We start from the raw sequence: 23,742 nt of genomic DNA on the forward strand, positions 1-23,742 counted from the left end.
AATTAAGTAAAGGAGACGACATGCGCTCCCAGAAAGTGGACCAGCGGGCCGCGCGGGTCATCCACCGCGCCATGATTCTCAACGAGCTGCGCCGTCACGGACCGCTGAGCCGGACCCAGCTCGCGCAGCGCACACAGCTCAGTACGGCCGCCGTGTCCTTTGTCACGGCCGACCTGATCGCCGAGGCGCTGCTCGTCGAGCAGTCGCAGCAGGCGAGCCGGGGCCGGGCGGTGCCGCTCGACGTGAACTACGCCGGGCACTTCGCGGTGGGGCTCAAGGTCATGGAAACCCGGCTGGAAGCGGTCCTGACCGATCTCTCGCTGCGGACCCTGGCCGGTACCACGGTCGAGTACGCCGACCACACCCCGCAGAGCGTGACCGCCGCCGCCGCGCGGGCCACCGACGACCTGCTCGCGCAGGCGGGGCTGGGGCGCGGGCGTCTGGGCGGGGTGGGGCTGGGGCTGGCGGGCAACATCGACCCGCGCAGCGGCCTGTGCATGTCCTCCTTTCGCCTGGGCTGGCGCAACGTGCCCATCACCGCGCTGATCTCGGAGGCGACCGGCGTGCCGGTCTGGGCCGACAACGACGTGAACGCCTTCGCCACCGCCGAGCGCCTGATGGGCCGGGGAAAGCACGCCCGCGACTTTCTGGTGGTCACGGTGGGGCGCGGCATCGGCTCGGGGCTGGTGCTGGGCGGCGAACTGTACCGGGGCGGCCGGGGCGGCGCGGGCGAACTGGGGCACCTGCTCTCGGAACCGGGCGGCCGTCTGTGCGAGTGCGGCAAGCGCGGCTGCCTGGAGGCCTACGCCTCCGAGCCGAGCCTCGCGCAGCGGCTGGCCGAGTCGGGGGTAGGCCTGCACGGCCCCGCCGATTTCGCCGCGCTGGTCGCGGATGGCGACCCCCGCGCCCTGGCCCTGGTGGCGGAGGCGGGCGAGCGGCTGGGGCGCGCGCTGGCGCAGGCCGCCAACCTGCTCGACCCCGAACTGATCATCGTGGGCGGCGAGGGCGTGCGCCTGGGCGAGCCGCTGTTCGCGCCGATGCGCGGGGCGCTGTACGCCCACCTGCATGCGCCGGAACCGCGCCGGTTGCCGCTGCTGGTCGAGCCCTGGGGCGACGACGCCTGGGCCTGCGGCGCCGCCGGACTGGTCGTCGAGCAGTTTTTCGGGGACCACGAGCAGGGGCCGCCCGCCCGCGCCGCGCCGCCCGCCCTGGCCGGACCCATGTAGCGGCCCTCCACGTTGTCCCCCGCCCTGCCCCCTGCCTGCGCCGGAACCCGCCCTGGTTCCAAAAGGAACACCGAATGCGAAAGCTCCTGACCCTGACCGCCGTGCTGGCCGCCGCCCTGACCGTCTCCGCCCACGCGCAGCAGCCCAAGAACGTCTTTACCGTGGTGCGCCCGACCCAGTGGGGCGCGCAGAACTTCAACCCCTTCGCGCCCGGCGACCAGCACCTGCTGCCGACCAACAGCGCCATATACGAGTCGCTGTTCTACGTGAACACCCTGAACGGCAAGGTGACGCCGGTCCTGGGCACCAAGTACACCTGGAGCGCCGACAACAAGACCCTGACCGTCTCCACCCGCCCCGGCGTGAAGTGGCACGACGGCTCGGCCTTCAGCGCCCGCGACGCGGCCTTCACCTTCAACTACCTCAAGCAGTATCCGGCGCTGGACACCTCGGCCATCTGGAAAAACGGGCTGGCGGGCGCCAAGGCCACGAACGACACGACCCTGGTCCTGACCTTCTCGAAGGCCAACACGACCATCTTCCCCTACATCGCCGGGCAGATGATCGTGCCCGAGGCCATCTGGAGCAAGATCACCTCGCCGCTCACCGAGACGAACGCCAAGCCGGTGGGCACCGGCCCCTTCACCTTCGACGCCTACAGCCAGCAGGCCCTGCGGGTGCTGAAAAACCCCAACTACTGGATGAAGGGCCAGCCCTACATCGACGCGGTGGTGTGGGTCTCGACGAACAGCAACGACGCCGCGCTCCTCAAGCTCCTGAAGGGCGAGGCCGACTACGGCTACGTCGGGCAGGCCGACCCCGTGAACGGCTACCAGAAGAAAGGCCCCAACAACCAGTTCTGGTGGCCGGTGACGGGCGACAACTACCTGTACTTCAATACCACCAAGGCGCCCTTCAATGACCCGGCCTTCCGGCGCGCGCTCTCGCAGGGGGTCAACACCGCGAACGTGGCCGAGAAGGCCTACGCCGGGGCCGCCAAGGCCGCCCACAGCAGCGGCATCATCCCGGGGCAGCAGGCGCAGTGGCTCCCGGCCGGCACCGCCAGCCTGAAGTACGACATGGCCGCCGCCGACGCCGCCCTGACCCGGGCCGGCTACAAGAAGAACGCCCAGGGCGTGCGCCTGGGCAAGGACGGCAAGCCGCTGCCCACCTTCAAGATCCTGGTCGGCGCGGGCTGGACCGACTTCATCACGATGGCGCAGGTCGTCGGCGGCGACCTCAAGAAGATCGGCCTGAACACCCAGATCGACCAGCAGGCCTGGAGCAGCTACTCGGGCGGCCTGCAAACGGGCACCTTCGACATGGGCATCAGCTGGGGCTGGGGCGGCGGCCCGACCCCCTACTACCTGTTCAACCAGAGCTTCGGGCCCGAGTACAGCGCGGCGGTGGGCAAGACCGCGCCCAGCAACCTCTCGCGCTACACCAACCCCGCCGTCACGGCGGCCCTGACGCAGTTCCAGAGCACCAGCGACACGGCCGCCCAGAAAAAGGCCATGGCGACCATCGTCAGGGCGGTCATGACCGACATGCCCTGGCTGCCGCTCACCGACCGCTCGGAGTTCTCGAACTACTCGACGGTACGCTTCACCGGCTTCCCGACTGCCCAGAACCCCTACAACTCGGGCACGGCCGACGACACGGCGGGCGCCCGCCTGATGTACCTGAACGTCAAGCCCAAGTGAGCGGGAACGGGGGCCGCTGTCCGGTCGGCCCCCGTTTCCACCGCCAGCCCCCACTCCGCCCGGACGAACCCGTGACCTCCCCACGGGTTCGTCGGAGGTTTGCATGCCCTACCTGCTGCGCAAATTCCTGTTCCTGCTGCTGACCCTCTGGGCGGCGGTCACGCTCAACTTCGTCCTGCCGCGCCTCGTGCCCGGCGATCCCATCGGCGCGATGCTCGCCAAGTACCAGGGCAAGCTCGACCCCTCGGCGGTGGACGCCCTGACGGTCGCCTACGGCCTGAACGACCAGGGCAGCCTCCTGACGCAGTACGTGACCTACCTGGGCCACATGCTGCGCGGCGACTTCGGGCGCTCCATCGGGCAGTTTCCGACGCCGGTCGTGGACATCGTCGCCCAGGCCGCGCCCTGGACCATCGGGCTGGTGGGCATCTGCACCGTTCTGGCCTTTCTGCTGGGCAGCGCCCTGGGTCTGTACAGCGCGTGGCGCCGGGGGGGGCGGGTGGCAGACGCCCTGCCGCCCATCGCCCTGTTCCTGAACTCCATGCCGTACTTCTGGTTCGCGCTGCTGCTGCTGTACCTGCTGGCCTTCCGCACCGGCACCTTTCCGCTGAGTGGCAGCCTCGACCCCTTCCTGACGCAGTTCAGCGCCGACTGGTGGAAGAGCCTGCTGCGCCACGCCGCGCTGCCGGCCCTGACCATCGTGGTGACGGCGGCGGGCGGCTGGCTGATCACCATGCGCAACAACGTGATGGGCGTGATGGGCGAGGACTACGTCGCCTTCGCCCGCGCCAAGGGCCTGAGCGAGGGGCGGCTGCTCAACCGCTATGTGCTGCGCAACGCCCTGCTGCCGAGCTTCACGGCTTTCGGCATGGCGCTGGGCTTCGTGGTGGGCGGCAGCATCCTGACCGAGACGGTGTTCTCGTACCCGGGGCTGGGCCTCCAGCTCTACAACGCCGTGACCACGCTGGACTACCCGCTCATGCAGGCCATCTTCCTGTTCATCGCCCTGGCGGTGCTCATCGCCAACTTCATCGTGGACGCGCTGTACGCCGTCCTCGACCCGCGCGTGCGCGACGGGAAGGCCGGATGAAAAGTCTCCTGACCTTCCTGCGGCGCTCGCCGCGCGCGGCGGCCGGGGCGGCGCTGCTGCTCCTCATGTTCGCGCTGGCGCTCTTCGCGCCGCTGCTCACGCCCTACTCGCCCACCTCGCAGGACTTCGGGACGTGGCTGCCGCCGCAGGCCGGGCACCTCCTGGGCACGACCGCGCTGGGCCAGGACATCTGGACGCAGCTGCTGTACGGCGCGCGGCTCACGCTGCTCATCGGCTTCGCGGCCGGCATCGTCGCCACCTTCATCGGCACGGCGCTGGGACTCACGGCGGCCTACTTCGGGGGCAAGACCGACGAGGCCATCAACGTGCTCGTCAACGTCTTCCTGGTGCTGCCGGGGCTGCCGCTGCTCATCATCGCCAGCGCTTTTCTGCGCGGCGGCGGCGTGTGGTCCATCATCATCGTCATCGCGCTCACCGGCTGGGCCTGGGGCGCGCGGGTGCTGCGCTCGCAGGCGCTGGCGCTGCGCGGGCGCGACTTCGTGTCGGCCGCCATCGCCTCGGGCGAGCGCCCGCTGCGCATCATCTTCGCGGAGATGCTGCCCAACCTCGCGGGCCTCATCGCGGCGAGCTTCTTCGGCACCGCGCTCTACGCCGTGCTGTCGGAGGCCGGGCTGGCCTACCTGGGCATGGGCGACGTATCGCAGGTCACCTGGGGCACCATGCTGTACTGGGCCGGGGCGCGCGGCGCGCTTCTCCAGGGCGCGTGGTGGTGGATCGCCGCGCCCGGCCTGATGATCGCGCTGCTGGGCACGGCCTTCGCGCTCATCAACTTCGGCATCGACGAGATCACCAACCCGCGCATCGTGAATGCGGGGATGGGCCGCCGCAGGGACCGGCGCCGGGCGGGCCGGGCGAAGGTGGCCCCGGCCCTGGCCGCCACGTCCGCCCCGGCCACTGCCCCGGCTGCCGCGCCGCTGCTGGCCGTCTCGCACCTCGACGCCGGCTACCTCACGCCGCGCACGGGCCGCGCGGGCAGCGGGCGCGTGCGGGCCGTGCGCGACGTGTCGCTGGACATCGCGCCGGGCGAGTTCGTGGGGCTGGCGGGCGAGTCGGGCTGCGGCAAGTCCACCCTGGCCTTTGCGGCGACGCGGCTGCTCGAAGCTCCGGGCACGGTCTTCGGCGGCGAGTCGCGCCTGTCGGGCCAGGACCTGCTGTCGCTGAGCCCCGAGGAGCTGCGCCGGGTGCGCTGGCGCGACTACTCGGTGGTGTTCCAGGCGAGCATGAACATCCTCAACCCCGTGCTGCGCGTGCGCGAACAGGTATACGACGCGATGCAGGCGCACGGCGTGAAGGACCCGGCCCGGCTGGAGGCCCGCGCCCGCGAACTGTTCGAGCTGGTGGGCATCCGCCCGGACTATCTGGCTGCCTACCCACACCAGCTCTCGGGCGGCATGAAGCAGCGCGTGGTGATCGCCATCGCGCTGGCCCTCGAACCCAAACTCGTCGTGATGGACGAGCCGACCACGGCGCTCGACGTGGTGGTCCAGCGCCAGATCCTCCAGGAAATCGACGCGGCCCGCCGCCGCCTGGGCATCTCGGTCGTCTTCATCACGCACGACCTGTCGCTGCTCGTCGAGATGAGTGACCGCATCGCCATCATGTACGCGGGCGAGATCATCGAGGAGGCGCCGGCCGCCGACCTCTACGCCCGCCCGCTGCACCCCTACACCGAGCGCCTCATGCACGCCTTCCCGCCGCTGGACGGCCCGCGCGAGCGCCGGGGCGGCATTCCGGGCCGGCCTCCACCGCTGAGCGCCGACTCTCCCGGCTGCCCCTTTTTCGACCGCTGCCCGAGCCGCATGCCCGGCAGGTGCGACACCCAGAAACCCGCCAGCGTGGAGATCGCGCCGGGCCACCGCGTCGCGTGCTTCCTGCACTCGACGGCTGTCAAACCCCAGGAGTACCCCGATGCCGCCGACTGATCCCGCGCCCGTTGCCCCCTCCCTGGAACTGGACGGCCTGACCAAGGTGTTCACGGTGGGGAGGTCCGGCCGCAGCGTGACCGCCGTGAACGACGTGACCCTCACCCTCGGGCGCGGCGAGGTGCTGGGGCTGGTGGGCGAGTCCGGCAGCGGCAAGAGCACCGTCGCCCGCCTGCTCTCGCGCCTGCACGAGCCGACGCGCGGCGCGCTGCGCCTGAACGGCCAGCCGGTTCCCGCGCGGCTCTCGGGCCGCTCCCTGCAGTCCTTCCGCCGGCAGGTCCAGATGATCTTCCAGGACCCCTTCGCCAGCCTCAACCCGCTGCATACGGTGGGCTACATCGTGGGGCGGCCCCTCCAGATTCACGGGCTGGCGCGCGGGCGCGAGGTGGGGCCGCAGGTCGCGGCGCTGCTGGAGCGCGTGGGCCTCTCGCCCGGCGCGGACTACGCCGCCAAACGGCCCCACGAACTCTCGGGCGGGCAGCGCCAGCGGGTGGTGATCGCCCGCGCCCTGGCCGCGCGCCCCGGCGTGATCCTGGCCGACGAGCCGACCTCGGCGCTCGACGTGTCCATCCGGCTCGACATCATGAACCTGCTGCTCGACCTGCGCGACCAGGAGGGCCTGTCCATGCTGTTCATCACCCACGACCTCGCGGGCGCGCGCTACATGAGCGACCGCGTCGCCGTGATGTACGCCGGGCACCTCGTCGAGATCGGTCCTTCCGAGGCGGTGATCGGCAACCCCCAGATGCCCTACACGCAGCTGCTCCGGAGCGCCGCGCCCAAGCCCGAGGGCAACCTCGGGGCCGGCCCGCTGGAGGCGCGCGGTGAGGTGCCCGACCTGGGCCACCTGCCGCCCGGCTGTCCCTTCGAGCCGCGCTGCCCGCACGCCCGCGCCGCGTGCCAGGGCGGCCTGCCCCGCATGTACGACGTGGGGCCGGGCCACCAGGCCCGCTGCATCCTCCACGACCCGGCGCTGGCCGCGCAGCCACCCCTCCATTTCCAGCGGCCTGCGGCTCCCCACGCCCAGATCTGATCCGGATTTTTCCGCACAAGGACGGTTCCATGCTCCAGCACATCCCCTTCGTCGAAGACCTCCTCGCGCGCATGACATTGGACGAAAAGATCGGCCAGATGACCCAGCCCGAAAAGAACAGTGTGAAGCCCGGCGACGTGGCCCGCCTCGGCCTGGGCTCGGTCCTGAGCGGCGGCGGCGGCAACCCCGACCCCAACAGCCCCCAGGGCTGGCGCGACATGGTGACGGCCTTTATCGCCGAGGCGCAGGAGTCGCGCCTGAAGATCCCGCTACTCTACGGATCGGACGCCGTACATGGGCACAACAACGTGGTGGGGGCGACCATCTTCCCGCACAACGTCGGCCTGGGGGCGACGAACGACCCGGAGCTGCTGCGCCGCATCGGCCGCGTGACCGCGCTGGAGGCCGCCGCCACGAACGTGCGCTGGGCCTTCGCGCCCGCCGTGAGCATCCCGCAGGACTTCCGCTGGGGCCGCAGCTACGAGGGCTACGGCCAGGACCCGGCGCTCGTGGGCCGGCTGGCCGCCGCGCTCGTGGAGGGCTTCAAGGGCGAGGGCTGGAACTCACCTACCGCCGTGCTGCCCTCGGTCAAGCACTTCATCGCCGACGGGGCGACCGACTGGGGCAGCGGCAAGCGCGCCCGCATGACCGATCCTGACCATGACCGCACCCTGGCAATCGCCCAGATGGGCGAGGACTTCGTGACCCTGCTGGACAAGGGAGCGTGGCAGATCGACCAGGGCGACTCCACCATTGATGAGGAGACGCTGCGCACCGTTCACCTGCCGCCCTACCGCGCCGCGCTTCAAGCCGGAGCCCTGAACGTGATGGTGTCGTACAGCAGCTGGCAGGGCCTCAAGATGCACGCGCACCGGTACCTCGTCACCGACGTGCTCAAGGGCGAGCTGGATTTCGGCGGCTTCGTCGTCTCGGACTGGGAGGGCGTGCAGCAGGTGTCGCCCGACTTCGACACCGCCGTGCGTGAGTCCATCAACGCGGGCGTGGACATGGTGATGGTGCCCTTCGACTACGAGAGCTTCATCGCCTCGCTACGCCGCGCGGTCCAGGCGGGGGAGGTCAGTGGCGAGCGCATCGACGACGCCGTGCGCCGCATCCTGAATACCAAGCACGCCCTGGGGCTGTTCGGGCAGCCGCACACCGACCCGGCCCTGCTCTCCGAGGTCGGCTCGGACGCCCACCGCGCCCTGGCCCGCGAGGCCGCCGCCAAATCGGCCGTGCTCCTCAAGAACGGGGGCGTATTTCCGCTGCCCGATGACGCCCGGCTGCTCGTGGCCGGAAAGGCCGCCGACGACCTGGGCCTGCAATGCGGCGGCTGGACGATCACCTGGATGGGCGGCGAGGGCGCGACGACCACCGGCACCACGCTGCTGGAGGGGCTGCGGGCCGGGGCCGGCGGGCGCCGGATCGAGTATGCCCCGGCCGGAGAAGGCGAGGAACGCTTTCCCCTGGGTTTCGTCGTGCTGGCCGAGGAACCCTACGCCGAGGGCATGGGCGACCGCTCGTCACTGGCCCTGACCGGCGAGCACCGTACTCTCGTCGCGCGGATGCGGGCCCGCTGCGACCAGGTGGCCGTGGTGCTGTACTCGGGCCGCCCCCTGATCGTCGCGCCGGACCTGGAGGGCTGGGACGCCTTCGTCGCCGCGTGGCTGCCCGGCAGCGAGGGGGCCGGGCTGGCCGACGTGCTGCTGGGCGCGCGGCCCTTCACCGGGCGGCTGTCCTTCGACTGGCCGCGCACGCTGGCCGACCTGCCGCGCCGCGCGGGGTCGGACGCGCTGTTCCGGGTCGGGGCGGGGGAGACGGCCGGAGAACCCGGGCGCCTGCCGGTCACGGCGGCCGACTGAGTAGAGCAGGGAGGGGCCGGGGAGAAGACTGCTTTCTCCCCGGCCCCTCCCTGCCTCAAAGGTCAGGGGCGCAGCAGCACCTTGCCCGACTTGCCGGGCGTCAGCGACGCCTGGACCGCCTGCCGGATGTCCGCCAGGGCGTAGGTGGCCTCAACCGGCAGGCGCAGTTGCCCCCCGGCGACCAGCCCGACGAGTTCGCGGATCAGGCGGGTGCGCTCCTCGGCGGGCATGTCCGCGATGATGCGGCTGCCCCAGAAGCCCTTGACCGTCAGGTGCTTGAAGATCACGTCGCCCGAGGGGATGTGCATGGGGCCGCCCGACATGGTCCCGAAGGACACGAGCAGGCCGTCGCTGCCCAGCAGGTCCGCGAGGTCGCCCGAGGCGTCGCCGCCGATGGAGTCCACGGCCGCGCGGATGGGGGCGTCGCCGTGCAGGGCGCGCACCTGATCTTTCCAGCCGGGCTGCGCGGTCGAGACGACGTTGCGGATGCCCAGGTCGGCCATCTCGGTCAGGCCCGCGTCGCGCCGCACGAGGTTGATGGTGTGGACGCCGCGCGCCTCCGTGAGCATCGCCAGCGTCTTGCCGACCGCGCCGTTGGCCGTGTTCTGGATGATCCAGTCGCCGGGCTGCACGTTCAGGAAGTCCAGCAGCGACAGGGCGCTCAGGGGCATGGCGATCAGCTGGGCGGCGGCTTCGTCGGTCACGGCGTCGGGCAGCGGCACGAGGCCGGCGGCCGGGGCCAGGAAGTACTCGCTCCAGGTGCCGGTGCCCGAGGCGCTGTTCACGCGGCGGCCGATCAGGGCGCGGTCCACGCCCTCGCCCACGGCGTCGACCGTGCCCACGGCCTCGGTGCCGCCGGTGGCGGGCAGCGTGGGCTTGTGACCGTAGCTGCCGCGCACGGTCCAGAGGTCGTGGTTGTGGATCGCGGCCAGATGGGTGCGGATCCGGACCTGACGGGGGCCGGGCTCGGGCAGGGCGACCTCGCCCAGGCCCAGGACGGTTTCGGGTTCTCCAAACTGCGTGTAGACGATGCTTTTCATGGTGGGGTCCTCCGGGAAGAAAGTCAGGCGGTGGGGGTCAGGAGCTGCGCCGTGACGACCAGGGCGTCTTGCAGGGGCTGCGGGCTTTTCTGGACCTTCGAGAGCACGGCGGCGCCCAGCCACATGGAATACAGCGCCTGGGCGAGCGTGCCGGGCGGCGTCCCGGCGGGAACGGAGCCCTCGGCCTGACCCTCGGCCACGGCGGCCCCGACCCGGCCCAGCAGGCGGGCCGCGCCCTGATCGGTCAGGCGGCGCAGGTCGCCCGGCAGGTCCGCGATCTCGGCCCCCAGCTTGACGACCAGGCAGTGGTTCGCCAGGCCGCCCTGGGCCGAGGTGTCCAGCCACGCCTGCCAGAAGCGCATGAGCCGCGTGCGCGCGTTGCCCTCCTGGGCCAGCAGCCGGTCGAGCCTCGCCTCGTATTCCTCGAAATAGTCGTCCAGCAGCGCGCAGCCGAAGGCTTCTTTCGAGGCGAAGTAATGGTAGAAGGAGCCTTTAGGCACGCCGCCGGCCTCCAGAAGTTCCTTGAGGCCCACGCCGCCGTACCCCTTCTGAAGAACCTGCTGCCGGCCCACGTCGAGCAGGTGCCGGCGGGTCTGTTCTCCTTTGGTCATCACAGCCACGACCGGAGTTTAGCAGAAAATAGACCGGTCGTCTAGAAATGGATGCGCAGGAAAAAGAAGAGAGAGCTGACCGGCCCTGCATTTTCTTGACTAGGTCGGTATGTGCGTGTGCTGTGCGTGGCCTTGCGGGAACCTGGAGAGACTGTTATGGTTCTGCATAACACCAGCAAAGCTGTTATGGATGTTCTGGAGGTGGGTATGAACCGACTGTCTCAGGCCGCATTGACCCTCGTCGCCGCACTCAGCGTTTCGCAGGCCCTGGCCGCGACGCGGGGCGGGCAACTCGTCTACGGCCGCTACGCCGATTCGCTGTTTCTGGACCCGGTCCTCAACGACGCCAACCTCGACATCTGGATCCTGACGAACCTCTACGACACCCTGCTCCAGCCCACGGCCGACGGCAAAGGCGTGCAGCCGGGCCTCGCCTCGCGCTACGTGGCGTCGAGCGACGGCAAGACCCTGACGCTGACCCTGCGCCCGGGCCTGAAGTTCGCCGACGGCAGCGCCCTGACCGGGGCCGACGTGAAATGGTCGCTGGACCGCGCCCGCAAGCCCGACGCCGGGGCCTGGAGTTCCTCGCTGGCGAGCATCGATACGGTGACCGTCAGCGGCAACACCGTCACCCTCAAGCTCAAGCGGCCCGACCCCACCCTGCCCGCCGCCCTGGCGACCTTCAACGCCGGGATCATGCCCCAGAAGCTCTTCACGGCCGCGCCCGGCAAGAACGACGCCGAGAAGGCCAAGGCCTTCGCCGAGAAGCCCATCGGTTCCGGCCCCTTCGTGCTCAGCGAGTGGAAACGCGGGTCGTACATGGTCCTCAAGCGCAATCCCTACTACTGGAAAAAGGGCGACGACGGCAAGGCGCTGCCCTACCTCGACAGCGTGCGCTTCGAGATCATTCCGGACGACAACACCCGCATCCTGAAGCTCCAGGCCGGGGAATTGCAGGGCGCCGAATTCATTCCCCTGAGCCGCGTGGCCGAGCTGAAGCGCAACGCCGCCCTGGACATGGAACTGTTCCCCTCGACCAAGGTGAACTCGATCCTGATGAACAACCGCCCCACCCTGAAAAACGGGACCGACAACCCCCTGAGCGACGTGCGGGTGCGCCAGGCACTGAACTACGCGACCAACAAGGACGCACTCATTCAGGTCGTGACCTATGGCACGGGCAAGCCCATGACCTCCTACATGTCCTCGACCACGCCGTTGTTCGATTCGAGCCAGAAGGGCTTTCCCTACGACCTCGCCAAGGCCAAATCCCTGCTCGCGGCCAGCAAGTACAAGGGTGGGTTCGAGGTCAGCGTGCTGGCGACGAGCGGCAGCGCCGACGACCTCGCCCTGCTGACGGCCCTGCAACAGATGTGGGGGGCCATCGGCGTGCGTCTCAAGATCGAGCAGGTGGACGCCGCCACCAAGACGGCCCGCTACCGCGCCAACGACTTCCAGATGCGCACCGCCGCCTGGACCAACGACATCAACGACCCCTCGCAGATCACGAGCTACTACGCGCTGTTCGACAACATCGAGTCGGTACACACGGGCTTCAAGAGCGCCGAGATCGACAAGCTGTTCGCGCAGAGCCAACAGGAACTCAGCCGCATCACCCGCGCCTCGCAGTACCGCCGTATCCAGAGCGTGTACGCCGCCGCCGCGCCCATCATCTACCTCTACGAGACGCCGTATCCGGTGGCGCTGTCGAAGAAGGTCAACGGCTTCGTGCAGATTCCGCTGGGCAACAACATCTTCGCCTCCACCTGGCTGACGAAGTAGGGGAAGCCCGCGACCGGGTGGGCACGGCCCCGCCCCCGACCAGGGCCGTGTCCGCGTGGGCACGGCCGTCCCGGCCTCTGTGCCTCGCCCACGCCCGAACGGGGAAGCGCCGATGAATACCTACGTCCTGAAACGTCTCGTGCAGATCATTCCTACCTTTCTGGCCGTCATGCTGCTGGTCTTCCTGCTCGTGCGGCTGCTGCCCGGCGACCCCGCGAGCGCGGTGCTGGGCGACCGGGCCACGGCGGAGATCGTGGAGCGCACCAACCGCGAACTGGGCCTGGATCGCCCGCTGCCGGTGCAGTTCGGCCTGTTCGTGCAGCGTCTCCTTCAGGGCGACCTGGGCGACAGCATCAGCCTCAAGGTGCCGGTGCTGCGCCTGATCGCCGAGCGCCTGCCCGTCACCCTGTTCCTGAGCGTCTACGCCGCCGTGCTGGGCGTGCTGCTCGCCGTACCGCTGGCCGTGCTGGCCGCCGTGCGCCGCAACACCTGGGTGGACGCCCTGATCCGGGGCGTGTTCCAGGTGGGGCTGTCGCTGCCGGTGTTCTACGTGGCGCTGCAACTGCTCACGCTGCTGGGCGCGCGCCTGGGCTGGTTTCCCATCGGCGGTTACGGCGAGGGCTTCACGGGGCACCTCTACCACCTGTTCCTGCCCGCGCTGACGCTGGGCCTGAACCTCGCGGCCGTCCTCGTGCGCACCCTGCGCAACTCGGTGATCGAGGTGCTCACGGCCGAGTACGTCTCCTTCGCGCGGGCCAAGGGACTGCGCGGGCGCGTGATCATGACGCGCCACGTGCTGCGCAACGCCCTGATCGCCACCGTCACCCTGCTGGGCCTGAACATCGGCGGCCTGATCGGCGGAGCCGTGATCACCGAGAGCGTGTTCGCCATTCCCGGCGTGGGCCGCCTGATGGTGGACGCCATCTTCGGCCGCGACTACCCGGTCATCCAGGGCCTGACCCTGACCTTCGCCGTGGTGGTGTCGCTGGTCTTTCTGGTCACCGACCTGATCCATTCCCGCCTCGACCCGCGCGTGGAGCTGAACTGATGCCCGGCCCGGCCCGCCCTTCCAGGAGGCTTCCTTGACCACCGCGACCCTGACCCCCGTGGCCGCGCCCCGGCGGCGGCGCTGGCCCAAGCCCACGCTGCTCGTCGGCCTCGCGCTGCTGGCCGTGCTGATTCTGGCGGCCGTCTTCCCGGCCCGTCTCGCCCCTTTCAGCCCCACCGACTTCGACTACGAGGCCATCTTGCAGGGGCCCTCGGCCCGCCATCCCTTCGGCACCGACAATTTCGGGCGCGACGTGCTGAGCCGCGTGATCTACGGCACGCGCATCGACCTCCAGATCGCCGTGTTCACCACCCTCTTCCCGTTCGTCTTCGGCACGCTGCTCGGGGCCCTGACGGGCTACCTGGGGCGCTGGGCCGACGCGCTGGTGGGGCGCGTCGCGGACCTCGTGGTGGTGTTTCCCTTCCTGGTGCTGGTCATCGCCATCGTGGCGGTGCTCGGGCCGGGCCTGACGAACATGTACGTCGCGGTGAGCGCGGTCGGCTGGGTGAGCTACTGGCGCCTGACGCGCGGCGAGGTCATGACCCAGAAGAAGGCCGAGTACGCCCAGGCGGGCCGGGTGCTGGGCTACAGCCCCAGCCGCATCCTGCTGCGCCACCTGCTGCCCAACGCGGTCACGCCCGCCATCGTGTATCTCATGACCGATATGAGCCTGGGCATCCTGCTGGGGGCCTCGCTGGGCTACCTGGGCCTGGGCGCGCAGCCCCCCACCCCCGAGTGGGGCGTGATGGTCGCCGACGGCAAGAACTTCATGGCGACCGCGTGGTGGATCAGCACCTTTCCGGGGCTGGCCCTGACGCTGGCGGGCGTGACCTTCAGCCTGATCGGTGACGGCCTGGCCGACGCCCTGAGGCCCCGCGCATGACCGCGCCCCTCCTGAGTGTCCGCGACCTGAACGTGCGTATTCCCACGCCGGGGGGCACGCTGCACGCGGTACGCGGCGTGAGTTTCGACGTGCAGCCCGGCGAGGTGCTGGGTATCGTGGGCGAGAGCGGCAGCGGCAAGAGCGTGACCCTGCGCGCCCTGCTGCGCCTCCATGCGCCGCCCATCCAGGTGACGGGCGAGGTCGGCTACGGCGGCGAGAACCTGCTCACGCTGCCCCCGTCGCGGCTGCGTGGCGTGCGCGGCGGCCAGATCAGCATGATCTTCCAGGAACCCATGAGCGCCCTGAACCCGGTCCTGAGCGTGGGCGAGCAGATCACCGAGAACCTCGCCGAGCACCGGGGCCTGCGGGGCCGCGCCGCCCAGGACCGCGCCGCCGAGCTGCTCGACCTCACCGGCATTCCCAGCCCGCGCGCCCGCCTGCGCGACTACCCGCACCAGTTCTCGGGCGGGATGCGCCAGCGCGCCATGATCGCCATCGCGCTCGCCTCCGAGCCCAAGCTGCTGCTGGCCGACGAACCGACGACCGCGCTCGACGTGACCATCCAGGACCAGATTCTGAGATTGCTGCTGCGGCTGCGCGAGGAGATGCACATGGGGGTCATCCTGGTGACGCACGACCTCGGGGTCATCGCGCAGACCTGCGACCGCGTGGCCGTCATGTACGGCGGCCGGCTGATGGAGACCGCGCCCGTCACGGCGCTGTTCCGGCAGCCCCGGCACGCCTACGCGCTGGGGCTGCTGCGCAGCCTGCCGGGCGGCGGCGCGCACCGCGTGCCCCTCCAGCCCATTCCCGGCGGGCCGCCCGACCTGCGCGTGCCCCCAACGGCCTGCGCCTTCGCGCCGCGCTGCGCGTATGTCACGCCCGCGTGCCTGGTCGCCGAACCGCCGCTGCTGGAGATTGCGCCCGGCCGTGCCAGCGCCTGCGTTCACGCCGCCGAGCTGCCCGGCCCGCAGGAGCCGCAGACCGCGCCTACGTCTATGCCTGCCCGGCAGGTGGGCGCATGACCGCCATGCCCGAACAACCCGCTACGCGACGGCCTGAGCAGACCCCCGTCACCCCGCCCGGCACACTGATGCAGGTGCGCGGCCTGACCAAGACCTTCCCGGTGGCGACCTCGCTGCTGGAACGCTGGCGGGGCGGCCCCCGGCGCGCGGTGCAGGCCCTGACCGACGTGCACCTGAGCGTGCGCCGGGGCGAGACGCTGGGCATCGTGGGCGAGAGCGGCTGCGGCAAGTCCACCCTGGCGCGCTGCCTCGTGCGGCTGTACGACCCCGACGAGGGCTCGGTGCGCTACGGCGGCGAGGAGGTCACGGCGCTGCGCGGCGCGGCGCTGCGGGCCTACAACCGCCGCGTGCAGATGATCTTTCAGGACCCCTATTCCAGCCTCAACCCGCGCATGTCGGTGGGGCAGGTGCTGCGCGAGGCCCTGAGCGTGCACCGCATGCGCCCGCCCGCCGAGCAGGAGGCCCGCGTGCAGGAACTCTTGACGCTGGTGGGGTTGCCGCAGAGCGCCGCCGGCCGCCTGCCGCACGAGTTCTCGGGCGGGCAGCGCCAGCGCATCGGCATCGCGCGCGCCCTGGCGCTGGAACCCGAGTGCCTGATCGCCGACGAACTCGTCTCGGCCCTCGACGTGAGCGTGCAGGCCCAGGTCGTCAACCTGCTGCTCGAACTCCAGGAGCGGCTGGACCTCACGGTGCTGTTCGTCGCGCACGACCTGCGGCTCGTGCAGCACCTCTCGCACCGCGTCGCCGTGATGTACCTGGGCCGCGTGGTCGAGGTGGCCGACACCGCGCAGGTCTTCGGCGCGCCCCGGCACCCCTACACGCAGGCGCTGCTGGCGGCCGCCCCCTCGCTCGACCCCGCCCGGCGCACGGCCGCGCCCGCCCTCCAGGGCGAGCTGCCCAGCCCGCTGAACATTCCCAGCGGCTGCGCCTTCCGCACGCGCTGCCCGCAGGCCTTCGCGCGCTGCGCCGAGGAGCGCCCGGCCCTGCAACCCCTGCCGGAAGGCGGCGAGGTGGCCTGTCACCTTTACAGTCCGGTCACCTCCGGGGCGGCTCCGGGACAGCTGGATAAGGTAACGCCATGACTTCCGCCAGCCCCGCGCCTGTTCACGTGCCCGCCCCCCTGCCCTGGCCCCTGGTCATCGACCGCAGCCTCGACATTCCCGTGGGCACGCAGCTGCGCGGCCAGCTGGAATACGGCATCGCCTGCGGCGAGATCGCGCGCGGCACCCGGCTGCCCAGCGTGCGCGACCTCTCGCAGGCGCTGGGGGTGGCCCACGTCACGGTGGCGCAGGTCTACAAGGAACTGCTTGGCCTGGGGCTGATCGTCACGTCGCGCGGGCGCGGCACCTACGTCGCGGACCTGCCGCGCGTGCCCAGCGGCCCGGACCAGGCCCGGCTGCGCGCCCTGCTGGCCGGGACCATCCGGCAGGCCGAGGCCGAGGGCTACACGCTGCGGCAGATCGGCGAGGTCATGCAGGTGCTGCTGGCGCGCGGCGGCCAGGCCGCCCCCGAGGGGGTCAAGGTGGTGCTGGTGGGCCTGTTCGCCGACGCCACGCACGCCTACGCCGCCGACCTCGCGCTGGCCCTGCGCCCAGAGGACCGTGTCCAGGCCCTGACCCTGGACGACCTGCGCTGGCCCGAGCAGCAGCGCGCGGCCTACGGAGCCGACGTGGTGCTGGCCCTGGCCCACCGCCTGCCGCAGACCCAGGCCCGGCTGCCCGGCGTGTCCATCGTGCCGGTGGGCTTCATCCCCGCGCCGGCGACCCGCGCCGCCCTGGCCGCCCTGAGTCCGCTCGACCGGCTGACCCTGGTCGCCACCTTCGAGGAATTCCTGCCGACCTTCCTGGCCGGGGTCAAACGCTTCGCGCCGCACGTGGCCGGGGTGCAGGGCACGCACCTGCATGCCCCCGAACTGCCCGAGCTGCTGGCCGCCGCCGACGTGGTGGTGTACGCCACCGGGTCGGACCGCGTCCGGGCGCTGGCCCCCACCAAACCCGCCCTGGAATACCGCCACATGATCGACCCGCGCGACGTGGAGGGCCTCGTGCTGCCCGCCGCCGAGGCGCGGCGCAAGGACAAGGAGAATCCATGACACCCATCGAACAGATGAACTGGATGCAGGTCGAAGCGTACCTGAAGACCGACGACCGCTGCGTCCTGCCGCTGGGCAGCACCGAGCAGCACGCCTACCTCAGCCTCGCGGTGGACAACATCCTGCCCTCGCGGCTGGCGCACGAGGCCGCCGCGCCGCTGGGCGTGCCGGTCTTTCCGGTACAGCCCTACGGCATCACGCCGTATTTCCGGGGCTATCCGGGCAGCGTGACCCTGCGGGTGCAGACCTACCTGTCGCTCGTGCGCGACGTGCTCGACAGCCTGCACGAGCAGGGCTTCCGGCGCATCCTGATCGTGAACGGGCACGGCGGCAACTCGCCCGCACAGGGGTTTTGCGGCGAGTGGATGGCCGACCACCCCGGCGCGCAGGTCAAGTTCCACAACTGGTGGAACGCCCCGCGCGTGTGGGCGAAGGTGCAGGCCACCGACCGCAACGCCAGCCACGCCTCCTGGATGGAGAATTTTCCCTGGACCCGCCTGGAGGGCGTCGCCATGCCGGACGGGGAAAAGGACGCGCTGGACCTCGACCGGCTGCGGCTGCTCTCGCCACAGGCCCTGCGCTCCTATCTGGGCGAGGGCAACTACGGCGGGCGGTTCCAGCGCCCCGACGAGGACATGCACGCCATCTGGGCCGAGGCGGTGGGGGAAACCCGCGCGCTGCTGGAAGGCGGCTGGCTGGACGGCCAACCGGACCGGGGAGAGCGACAATGACCGCGCAGCCTGAATACCCGCGCGTCCTGATCTGGGGGGCCGGGGCCATCGGCGGCAGCATCGGGGCATATCTGGCCCGCGCCGGGACGGACGTGACCTTCGTGGATCAGGCGGCCGACCACGTGGAGGCCATCCGCGAACGCGGTCTGAGCGTCACCGGCCCTTTCGGGGACTTCACGGTCCAGGCCCCGGCGTTCACCCCCGGCGAGGTGCGCGGGACCTGGCCGCTGGTCCTGCTGTGCACCAAGGCGCAGGACACCCGCGCGGCGGCCGGAGCGCTGGCCCCGCACCTGGACCCGGACGGCGTGGTCGTGTCGGTCCAGAACGGCCTGAACACCCTGACCCTGGACGAGGTGCTGGGGCCGGAGCGGGTGCTGGGCAGCTTCGTGAATTTCGGCGCCGACTACCTGGAGCCGGGGGTCGTGCTGTACGGCGGGCGCGGCGCGGTGGTCGTCGGGGAGCCGTCGGGCGGCCTGAGCGCGCGCTCGGCGCAGGTCCACGCCCTGCTGCGGGCGTTCGAGCCGGAGGCCGTGCATACCCCCAACATCATGGGTTACCTCTGGAGCAAGCTGGGGTACGGCGCGCTGCTGTTCGCCACCGCCCTGACCAACGACTCCATCGCCGACGCCCTGGCCCGCCCCGAGGACCGCGACACCTACACCGAACTGGGCCGCGAGGTCATGCGGGTGGCGCTGGCGCACGGCGTGACGCCCGAGGCCTTCAACGGCTTCGACCCGTCCGCCTTCCTGCCCCAGGCCAGCCGCGCGCAGGCGCAGGCGAGCCTCGACGAACTGGTCGCCTTCAACCGCCGCAGCGCCAAGACGCACAGCGGCATCTGGCGCGACCTCGCGGTGCGGCGGCGGCGCACGGAGGTGGATTCGCAGCTCGGCTGGGTGGTGCATTTCGGGGCGTTGCACGGGGTCCCGACCCCCCTGACCACCCGACTCGTCGCCCTGATCCACGACATCGAGGAGGGCCGCCGCCCCCTGGACCGGGCCAACCTGGCCGAGCTGGGGCAGGCCCGGACCCCTGCCGGGGAGGGCGCGTGAACGTCACGTTCGGCGGGCGCACCGCCCTGGTCACGGGCGCGGCGCACGGTTTCGGGCGGGCCATCGCGCTGGCCTTCGCCGCGCGCGGGGCCGCCGTCTACGCCTGCGACGTGCTCGAAGAGCGGCTAGCCGAGACCGCCGCCCTGGCGCAGGCGCAGGGCACGCCCCTGCAGGTGGCCCGCGTGGACGTGACCGACCGCGCCGCCGTGCAGGCCCTCGCCGCGCGCGCCGTGCAGGAGACGGGCCGCGTGGACATCGTCGTGAACAATGCCGGGGGCGTGCTGGGACAGGTGGGCCGCCCGCTGGAGGAGATCACGGAGGCGGACTGGCAGGCCATCTTCCGCGTGAACGTGGACGGGGCCTTCTATATGGCGCAGGCGGCGGCCCCCCACATGAAGCGCCAGGGCTGGGGCCGCGTCGTGAACATCAGCTCCGGCGCGGGCCTGGGCGTGAGCCTGACCGGCATCCAGGCCTACGCCAGCGCCAAGGCGGCCCAGATCGGCCTGACCCGGCAGCTCGCGCACGAACTGGGCGAGTGGGGCATCACCGTGAACAACGTGGCTCCCGGCTTCGTGCGCAGCAACCCGACCACCGAACGCCAGTGGGAGAGCTACGGCGAGGAAGGCCAGCGCCGGTTGCTGTCGGGCATCGCCCTGAAGCGCCTGGGCAGCCCCGAGGACATCGCCCACGCCGTGCTGTTCTTCGCCTCCGAACAGGCGGGCTGGATCACCGGACAGGTGCTCAGCGTGGACGGCGGCCGCTGATGGCCGCGCGCTGGCCGGACCCCCGGCCCGGTGCCGCGCCCGTCCCGCAGGCCCTGGCCCCGGTCCTGGCCCTCCTGCGCGCGCGGGCAGAGGAGTCCCTGGCCGAACTGGTCGAGTTCGCCGGTATCCCCAGCGTCAGCGCCCAGAGCGCCCACGCGCCCGACATGGCGCGCGCGGCGGGCTGGCTCGCGGCGCGTCTGGAACGCGCGGGGCTGGAGGACGTGGCCCTCTGGCCGACCGCCGGGCACCCGGCCGTCTACGGTCACTGGCTGGGCGCCCCGGAGGCGCGGACCGTCCTCGTGTACGGGCACTACGACGTGCAGCCGCCCGAGCCGCTGGAGTTGTGGGAGACGCCGCCCTTCACGCCCACCGTCGTCGGTGACCGGCTCTACGGCCGGGGGGTCAGCGACGACAAGGGTCCGCTGCTGCTCACCGTGCAGGTGCTCGGCGCGCTCCTGGCCGCGCAGGGCCGCCTGCCCCTGAACGTGAAGGTGCTGTTCGAGGGCGAGGAGGAGGTCGGCAGCGCGCACCTGGGCGAGCTGGTGGCGCGGCGCGCGGCCGAACTGAGGGCCGACTTCGTGATCAGCGCCGACGGCGGCATGTGGAGCGCCGACTTCCCTTCGCTGACGGTCAGCGGGCGCGGCATCGCGGCGATGGAATTCAGCGTGTACGGCCCGGCGCGCGACCTGCATTCCGGGCGGCACGGCGGGGGGCTGCATAACCCCCTGCACGCCGCCGCCGCCCTGGTCGCCAGCCTGCACGGCGAGGACGGGCGCGTGGCGGTGCCCGGCTTCTACGACGGCGTGGCCGAACTGCCCGCCGAGGAGCGCGCCGCCCTGGCCGCCCTGCCCCACAGTGACGCGGCCTACTTGGACCAGACCGGGGCCCCCGACGTGTACGGCGAGGCCGGATACGGCACCCTGGAGCGGCAGTGGCACCGCCCGACGGCCGAGGTCAACGGCCTGTGGGGCGGGTATACCGGCGAGGGCAGCAAGACGGTGCTGCCCGCCGAGGCCCACGTGAAACTCAGCTGCCGGCTGGTGCCCGGTCAGGACCCGGAAGACGTGCTGGGCAAGCTCGCTGCCCACCTGCGGGCACGGACCCCGCCGGGCGTGCGTCTGGAGCTGCGGCCCGGCGACCACACCGGGCGGGCCTACGCCCTGGCCCCGGACCATCCGGGCCGCCGCGCTGCCCTGAACGTGCTGCGGGACGTGTACGGCCAGCCCGCCCTGGAGGTCGGCATGGGCGGCAGCATCCCCATTCTGGACACCTTCCGCTCGGTGCTGGGGCTTGAAACCCTGCTGTTCAGCTTCGCGGTGGGCGACGAGAACATCCACGCGCCGAACGAATTTTTCCGCATCGGGCGGCTCTACGAGGGCCAGGAGGCCTGGGCGCGCCTGCTGTGGGCGCTGGGCGACGGTGGATAGCCCGGCGCTGGCGGCCCTGGCCGAGGCGCTGCACCGGGCCCTGCCCGGCCGTGACCTGACCTGCGACCTCAGCGACGCCCTGGGCCAGGCAGAGCCCCCGCAGGTCGGCGCGTTGCCACCCGGCTTCCGGCCCCTGCACGCGGGGCGGCCCTTCGCGGGGCTGGCGGTCACGGCCCAGCCCCAGGACACCGAACTGGGGGCCGTGTATGCCGCGCTGGAACAGGCCCCGGCGGGCAGCGTCCTCGTCGTCGCGGGGACGGCCACCCACGCCTTCTGGGGCGAACGGACCACCCGGGCGGCCCAGGCGCGGGGCGTGCGCGCCGCCGTGCTGGCCGGAGCCTGCCGCGACGTGAACGCCGTGCGCCACCTGGGATTTCCGGTCGTGTGTACCGGGGTGACGCCGGGGGCCGGACCGCGCCGCGTGGGCGGGGCCGTGCAGGTGCCCGTCACGCTGGGCGGCGTCCCGGTGCGGCCCGGCGATCTGGTCGTCGGGGACGACAGCGGCGTGGTCGTCGTCCCGGCGGCGCGCGCGTTGCGGCTCGTCCCGGCCCTGCTGCGCGACCTGCCCCCCGCCTTCCTTTCCGTCCCTTCTCGACCCGACAGGAGCAGCCCATGACCCAGCCCCCCGAATCCGAATTTCAGCGGCGCTCCGGCGAAGTGAACGACCTGCTGTGCGTCCTGAACCTCCTGACCTGGGACGCCCGCACCCAGATGCCCCCCGGCGGCGAGCAGACGCGCGCCCAGCAGCTGGCGACCGTCAGTGCCCTGGCGCGCGCGCGGGCGCTGGACCCGGCCTTCGAGCAGGCGGCCCAGGAGGCGCGCGGCGACCCGGCGCAGGCGGTCGCGGCGGCCCAGGCGCTGGAGGCGGTGCAGGCCATGCGCCGCGTGCCGGAAGCCCTGACCCGCGAACTGGCGCTGCTGAAGAGTGGGGCACAGGCCGCCTGGGCGCAGGCCAGGGCGCAGAGCGACTTCGCGGCCTTCGCGCCGATGCTGACCCGCATGGTGCAGCTCAACCGCGAGCTGGCCGAGGCCCTGGGCTACGGGGATCATCCCTACGACGCCCTGCTGAACCTGTACGAACCGGGGCTGACGGGCGCGGCCCTGACCCCGCTGTTCGCCCGGTTGCGCACGCACCATGTGGCGCTGCTGCGGCGCGTCCAGGCGCAGCCCGCTCCCCGGACCGACTTCCTGCGCCGCCACTACCCGGCGGCCGAGCAGCGCGGGCTGTGTCTGAGCGCCGCCCAGACCTTCGGCTACGACCTCACGCGCGGGCGGCTCGACGAGTCGGCGCACCCCTTCGAGATCAGCTTCACGCGCCAGGACGTGCGCATCACCACGCGGATCCAGGAGAACTTTCTCAGCGGGGCGCTGTTCGGCACCCTGCACGAGACCGGGCACGCGCTGTACGAGCAGGGGGTGAGCCCGGACCTCACCCGTACGGTGCTCGCCAGCGACCTGCTGGGCCTCTACGCCGTGGGGGGCAGCAGCTACGGCACCCACGAGAGCCAGTCGCGGCTGTGGGAAAACCGCATCGGGCGCTCGCAGGCCTACTGGGCGCTGCACTATCCGGCCCTTCAGGCGCGCTTTCCGGAGCAGCTCGGGGACGTGAGCGCCGCAGAGTTCCACCGCGCCGTGAACGAGGTGCGTCCCAGCCTGATCCGCGTGGAGGCCGACGAACTCACCTACGACCTGCACATCATGCTGCGGGTCGAGCTGGAACGCGACCTCATCGGCGGCCAGCTGGAGGTGGCCGGGCTGCCCGAGGCCTGGAACGCCCGCATGAAGGCCGACCTGGGCCTGGATGTCCCCGACGACCGCCGGGGGGTCTTGCAGGACATCCACTGGTCGTCGGGCCTGTTCGGCTCGTTCCCGACCTACACCGTGGGCAACGTGATGGCCTCGCAGTTCTACGAGGCGGCGGCGCAGGCCCTTCCCGACCTGGGGGCGCAGCTCGGCCGGGGCGACTACGCGCCGCTGCGCGAGTGGCTCACCGGGCAGATCTACCGGCACGGCCGGTCCCTCGTGCCCCACGACCTGCTGGTGCGCGCCACCGGGCGCGGCCTGGACCCCGAGCCCTACCTGCGTTACCTCAGTGGCAAGTACGAAGACCTGTACGGGCTGAACTGAGTCCGGACAGGGGTGCTGAGGGCGCGCGCAGGGTCGGTAGACGCGCGGCCTCTCCGGCACCTGACCGGCGGCGCCAGGCATGGGGTCACGCAGGTGGCCCTCGGTGTTCTGGCCGCCGCTGGACGGCCATTCTGCGCCGGAAGGCCGTCTACCGGCGGGGGAGGGCGGGGAACGGACGCGGAGACCTGCGGGAACCGGTTACGGTCGGCTGGCCGATTTAACGGACGGCCCGTCATCCCCTATAGTGACCCGGCACCACAATTCTGCTCCTGCCCAGGACCCCTCTCTCCCCTTATCCCGGAGTCT

General features: G+C 71.5%; 20 protein-coding genes. 18 read left to right on the forward strand and 2 right to left on the reverse strand.

Annotation, left to right across the window (positions count from 1 at the left end):
• Positions 1-20: 20 nt before the first annotated feature.
• From DGO_RS03850 to DGO_RS03875, 6 genes are all read left to right on the forward strand, one after another.
• Positions 21-1,226, forward strand: a complete 1,206-nt coding sequence (locus DGO_RS03850; protein WP_014684173.1) for an ROK family transcriptional regulator — start codon at positions 21-23, stop codon at positions 1,224-1,226.
• A 74-nt stretch (positions 1,227-1,300) separates the two neighbouring features.
• A complete protein-coding gene (locus DGO_RS03855) occupies positions 1,301-2,929 on the forward strand; it encodes an ABC transporter substrate-binding protein (RefSeq protein ID WP_014684174.1) in 1,629 nt (542 codons plus the stop codon).
• Between the two features lie 103 nt (positions 2,930-3,032).
• Positions 3,033-4,019: an ABC transporter permease gene (locus DGO_RS03860; protein ID WP_014684175.1), complete on the forward strand. Its 987-nt coding sequence runs from the start codon at positions 3,033-3,035 to the stop codon at positions 4,017-4,019.
• Positions 4,016-5,962, forward strand: coding sequence for a dipeptide/oligopeptide/nickel ABC transporter permease/ATP-binding protein (locus DGO_RS03865; RefSeq protein WP_014684176.1), 1,947 nt, complete (start codon positions 4,016-4,018; stop codon positions 5,960-5,962). Before DGO_RS03860 ends, DGO_RS03865 begins: the two co-directional genes overlap by 4 nt.
• Positions 5,949-6,995 carry an ABC transporter ATP-binding protein gene (locus tag DGO_RS03870; protein ID WP_014684177.1) on the forward strand — a complete coding sequence of 349 codons (1,047 nt, stop codon included), beginning with the start codon at positions 5,949-5,951 and terminating at the stop codon, positions 6,993-6,995. The genes DGO_RS03865 and DGO_RS03870 overlap by 14 nt, the downstream gene beginning before the upstream one ends.
• Before the next feature lie 29 nt (positions 6,996-7,024).
• On the forward strand, positions 7,025-8,857 hold the full coding sequence (locus DGO_RS03875) for a glycoside hydrolase family 3 protein (protein ID WP_014684178.1): 1,833 nt from the start codon (positions 7,025-7,027) through the stop codon (positions 8,855-8,857).
• A 62-nt stretch (positions 8,858-8,919) separates the two neighbouring features.
• Here the strand turns inward: DGO_RS03875 and DGO_RS03880 are convergent, their stop codons facing one another.
• Positions 8,920-9,897: a zinc-binding dehydrogenase gene (locus DGO_RS03880; protein WP_014684179.1), complete on the reverse strand. Its 978-nt coding sequence runs from the start codon at positions 9,895-9,897 to the stop codon at positions 8,920-8,922.
• Between the two features lie 23 nt (positions 9,898-9,920).
• The gene (locus DGO_RS03885) at positions 9,921-10,508 is read right to left on the reverse strand and encodes a TetR/AcrR family transcriptional regulator (RefSeq protein WP_014684180.1); all 588 of its coding nucleotides are present in this window, start codon (positions 10,506-10,508) and stop codon (positions 9,921-9,923) included.
• A 207-nt stretch (positions 10,509-10,715) separates the two neighbouring features.
• On the opposite strand from DGO_RS03885, the gene DGO_RS03890 reads away from it, so the two are divergent.
• The 12 genes from DGO_RS03890 (at position 10,716) to DGO_RS03945 (ending at position 23,436) form a co-directional block, all read left to right on the forward strand.
• The gene (locus DGO_RS03890) at positions 10,716-12,290 is read left to right on the forward strand and encodes an ABC transporter substrate-binding protein (RefSeq protein WP_014684181.1); all 1,575 of its coding nucleotides are present in this window, start codon (positions 10,716-10,718) and stop codon (positions 12,288-12,290) included.
• A gap of 112 nt (positions 12,291-12,402) precedes the next feature.
• Entirely contained in the window at positions 12,403-13,338 is a 936-nt protein-coding gene (locus tag DGO_RS03895) for an ABC transporter permease (protein WP_043800988.1), read from the forward strand.
• Positions 13,339-13,372: 34 nt separating this feature from the next.
• Positions 13,373-14,221 carry an ABC transporter permease gene (locus DGO_RS03900; RefSeq protein WP_014684183.1) on the forward strand — a complete coding sequence of 283 codons (849 nt, stop codon included), beginning with the start codon at positions 13,373-13,375 and terminating at the stop codon, positions 14,219-14,221.
• Complete coding sequence (locus tag DGO_RS03905) at positions 14,218-15,246, forward strand: ABC transporter ATP-binding protein (protein WP_050920675.1); 1,029 nt, start codon at positions 14,218-14,220, stop codon at positions 15,244-15,246. The genes DGO_RS03900 and DGO_RS03905 overlap by 4 nt, the downstream gene beginning before the upstream one ends.
• A gap of 68 nt (positions 15,247-15,314) precedes the next feature.
• Positions 15,315-16,328, forward strand: a complete 1,014-nt coding sequence (locus DGO_RS03910; RefSeq protein ID WP_014684185.1) for an ABC transporter ATP-binding protein — start codon at positions 15,315-15,317, stop codon at positions 16,326-16,328.
• Entirely contained in the window at positions 16,325-17,338 is a 1,014-nt protein-coding gene (locus tag DGO_RS03915) for a GntR family transcriptional regulator (protein WP_085961032.1), read from the forward strand. Before DGO_RS03910 ends, DGO_RS03915 begins: the two co-directional genes overlap by 4 nt.
• 14 nt (positions 17,339-17,352) lie before the next feature.
• The gene (locus DGO_RS03920; RefSeq protein ID WP_014684187.1) at positions 17,353-18,069 is read left to right on the forward strand and encodes a creatininase family protein; all 717 of its coding nucleotides are present in this window, start codon (positions 17,353-17,355) and stop codon (positions 18,067-18,069) included.
• Positions 18,066-19,118: a ketopantoate reductase family protein gene (locus tag DGO_RS03925; protein WP_043800992.1), complete on the forward strand. Its 1,053-nt coding sequence runs from the start codon at positions 18,066-18,068 to the stop codon at positions 19,116-19,118. Before DGO_RS03920 ends, DGO_RS03925 begins: the two co-directional genes overlap by 4 nt.
• On the forward strand, positions 19,115-19,882 hold the full coding sequence (locus tag DGO_RS03930) for an SDR family NAD(P)-dependent oxidoreductase (RefSeq protein ID WP_043800994.1): 768 nt from the start codon (positions 19,115-19,117) through the stop codon (positions 19,880-19,882). The genes DGO_RS03925 and DGO_RS03930 overlap by 4 nt, the downstream gene beginning before the upstream one ends.
• Entirely contained in the window at positions 19,882-21,309 is a 1,428-nt protein-coding gene (locus tag DGO_RS03935; RefSeq protein WP_083847205.1) for a dipeptidase, read from the forward strand. Before DGO_RS03930 ends, DGO_RS03935 begins: the two co-directional genes overlap by 1 nt.
• Positions 21,302-21,925, forward strand: a complete 624-nt coding sequence (locus DGO_RS03940) for an RraA family protein (protein WP_050920676.1) — start codon at positions 21,302-21,304, stop codon at positions 21,923-21,925. Before DGO_RS03935 ends, DGO_RS03940 begins: the two co-directional genes overlap by 8 nt.
• Positions 21,922-23,436 (forward strand): carboxypeptidase M32, encoded by a 1,515-nt coding sequence (locus tag DGO_RS03945; RefSeq protein WP_043800997.1) that lies wholly within the window; start codon positions 21,922-21,924, stop codon positions 23,434-23,436. The genes DGO_RS03940 and DGO_RS03945 overlap by 4 nt, the downstream gene beginning before the upstream one ends.
• The last annotated feature ends 306 nt before the right edge of the window (positions 23,437-23,742 follow it).

Origin of the sequence: Deinococcus gobiensis I-0 (assembly GCF_000252445.1) — a bacterium.
Classification (GTDB): Bacteria; Deinococcota; Deinococci; order Deinococcales; family Deinococcaceae; genus Deinococcus; species Deinococcus gobiensis.

What these genes read in the sequence shown, in the direction of transcription:
- DGO_RS03850 (WP_014684173.1), top strand. Translation starts at nt 21, where the DNA reads ATGCGCTCCCAGAAAGTGGACCAGCGGGCCGCGCGGGTCATCCACCGC.
- DGO_RS03855 (WP_014684174.1), top strand. Translation starts at nt 1,301, where the DNA reads ATGCGAAAGCTCCTGACCCTGACCGCCGTGCTGGCCGCCGCCCTGACC.
- DGO_RS03860 (WP_014684175.1), top strand. Translation starts at nt 3,033, where the DNA reads ATGCCCTACCTGCTGCGCAAATTCCTGTTCCTGCTGCTGACCCTCTGG.
- DGO_RS03865 (WP_014684176.1), top strand. Translation starts at nt 4,016, where the DNA reads ATGAAAAGTCTCCTGACCTTCCTGCGGCGCTCGCCGCGCGCGGCGGCC.
- DGO_RS03870 (WP_014684177.1), top strand. Translation starts at nt 5,949, where the DNA reads ATGCCGCCGACTGATCCCGCGCCCGTTGCCCCCTCCCTGGAACTGGAC.
- DGO_RS03875 (WP_014684178.1), top strand. Translation starts at nt 7,025, where the DNA reads ATGCTCCAGCACATCCCCTTCGTCGAAGACCTCCTCGCGCGCATGACA.
- DGO_RS03880 (WP_014684179.1), bottom strand. Translation starts at nt 9,897, where the DNA reads ATGAAAAGCATCGTCTACACGCAGTTTGGAGAACCCGAAACCGTCCTG.
- DGO_RS03885 (WP_014684180.1), bottom strand. Translation starts at nt 10,508, where the DNA reads ATGACCAAAGGAGAACAGACCCGCCGGCACCTGCTCGACGTGGGCCGG.
- DGO_RS03890 (WP_014684181.1), top strand. Translation starts at nt 10,716, where the DNA reads ATGAACCGACTGTCTCAGGCCGCATTGACCCTCGTCGCCGCACTCAGC.
- DGO_RS03895 (WP_043800988.1), top strand. Translation starts at nt 12,403, where the DNA reads ATGAATACCTACGTCCTGAAACGTCTCGTGCAGATCATTCCTACCTTT.
- DGO_RS03905 (WP_050920675.1), top strand. Translation starts at nt 14,218, where the DNA reads ATGACCGCGCCCCTCCTGAGTGTCCGCGACCTGAACGTGCGTATTCCC.
- DGO_RS03910 (WP_014684185.1), top strand. Translation starts at nt 15,315, where the DNA reads ATGCAGGTGCGCGGCCTGACCAAGACCTTCCCGGTGGCGACCTCGCTG.
- DGO_RS03915 (WP_085961032.1), top strand. Translation starts at nt 16,325, where the DNA reads ATGACTTCCGCCAGCCCCGCGCCTGTTCACGTGCCCGCCCCCCTGCCC.
- DGO_RS03920 (WP_014684187.1), top strand. Translation starts at nt 17,353, where the DNA reads ATGAACTGGATGCAGGTCGAAGCGTACCTGAAGACCGACGACCGCTGC.
- DGO_RS03925 (WP_043800992.1), top strand. Translation starts at nt 18,066, where the DNA reads ATGACCGCGCAGCCTGAATACCCGCGCGTCCTGATCTGGGGGGCCGGG.
- DGO_RS03935 (WP_083847205.1), top strand. Translation starts at nt 19,882, where the DNA reads ATGGCCGCGCGCTGGCCGGACCCCCGGCCCGGTGCCGCGCCCGTCCCG.
- DGO_RS03945 (WP_043800997.1), top strand. Translation starts at nt 21,922, where the DNA reads ATGACCCAGCCCCCCGAATCCGAATTTCAGCGGCGCTCCGGCGAAGTG.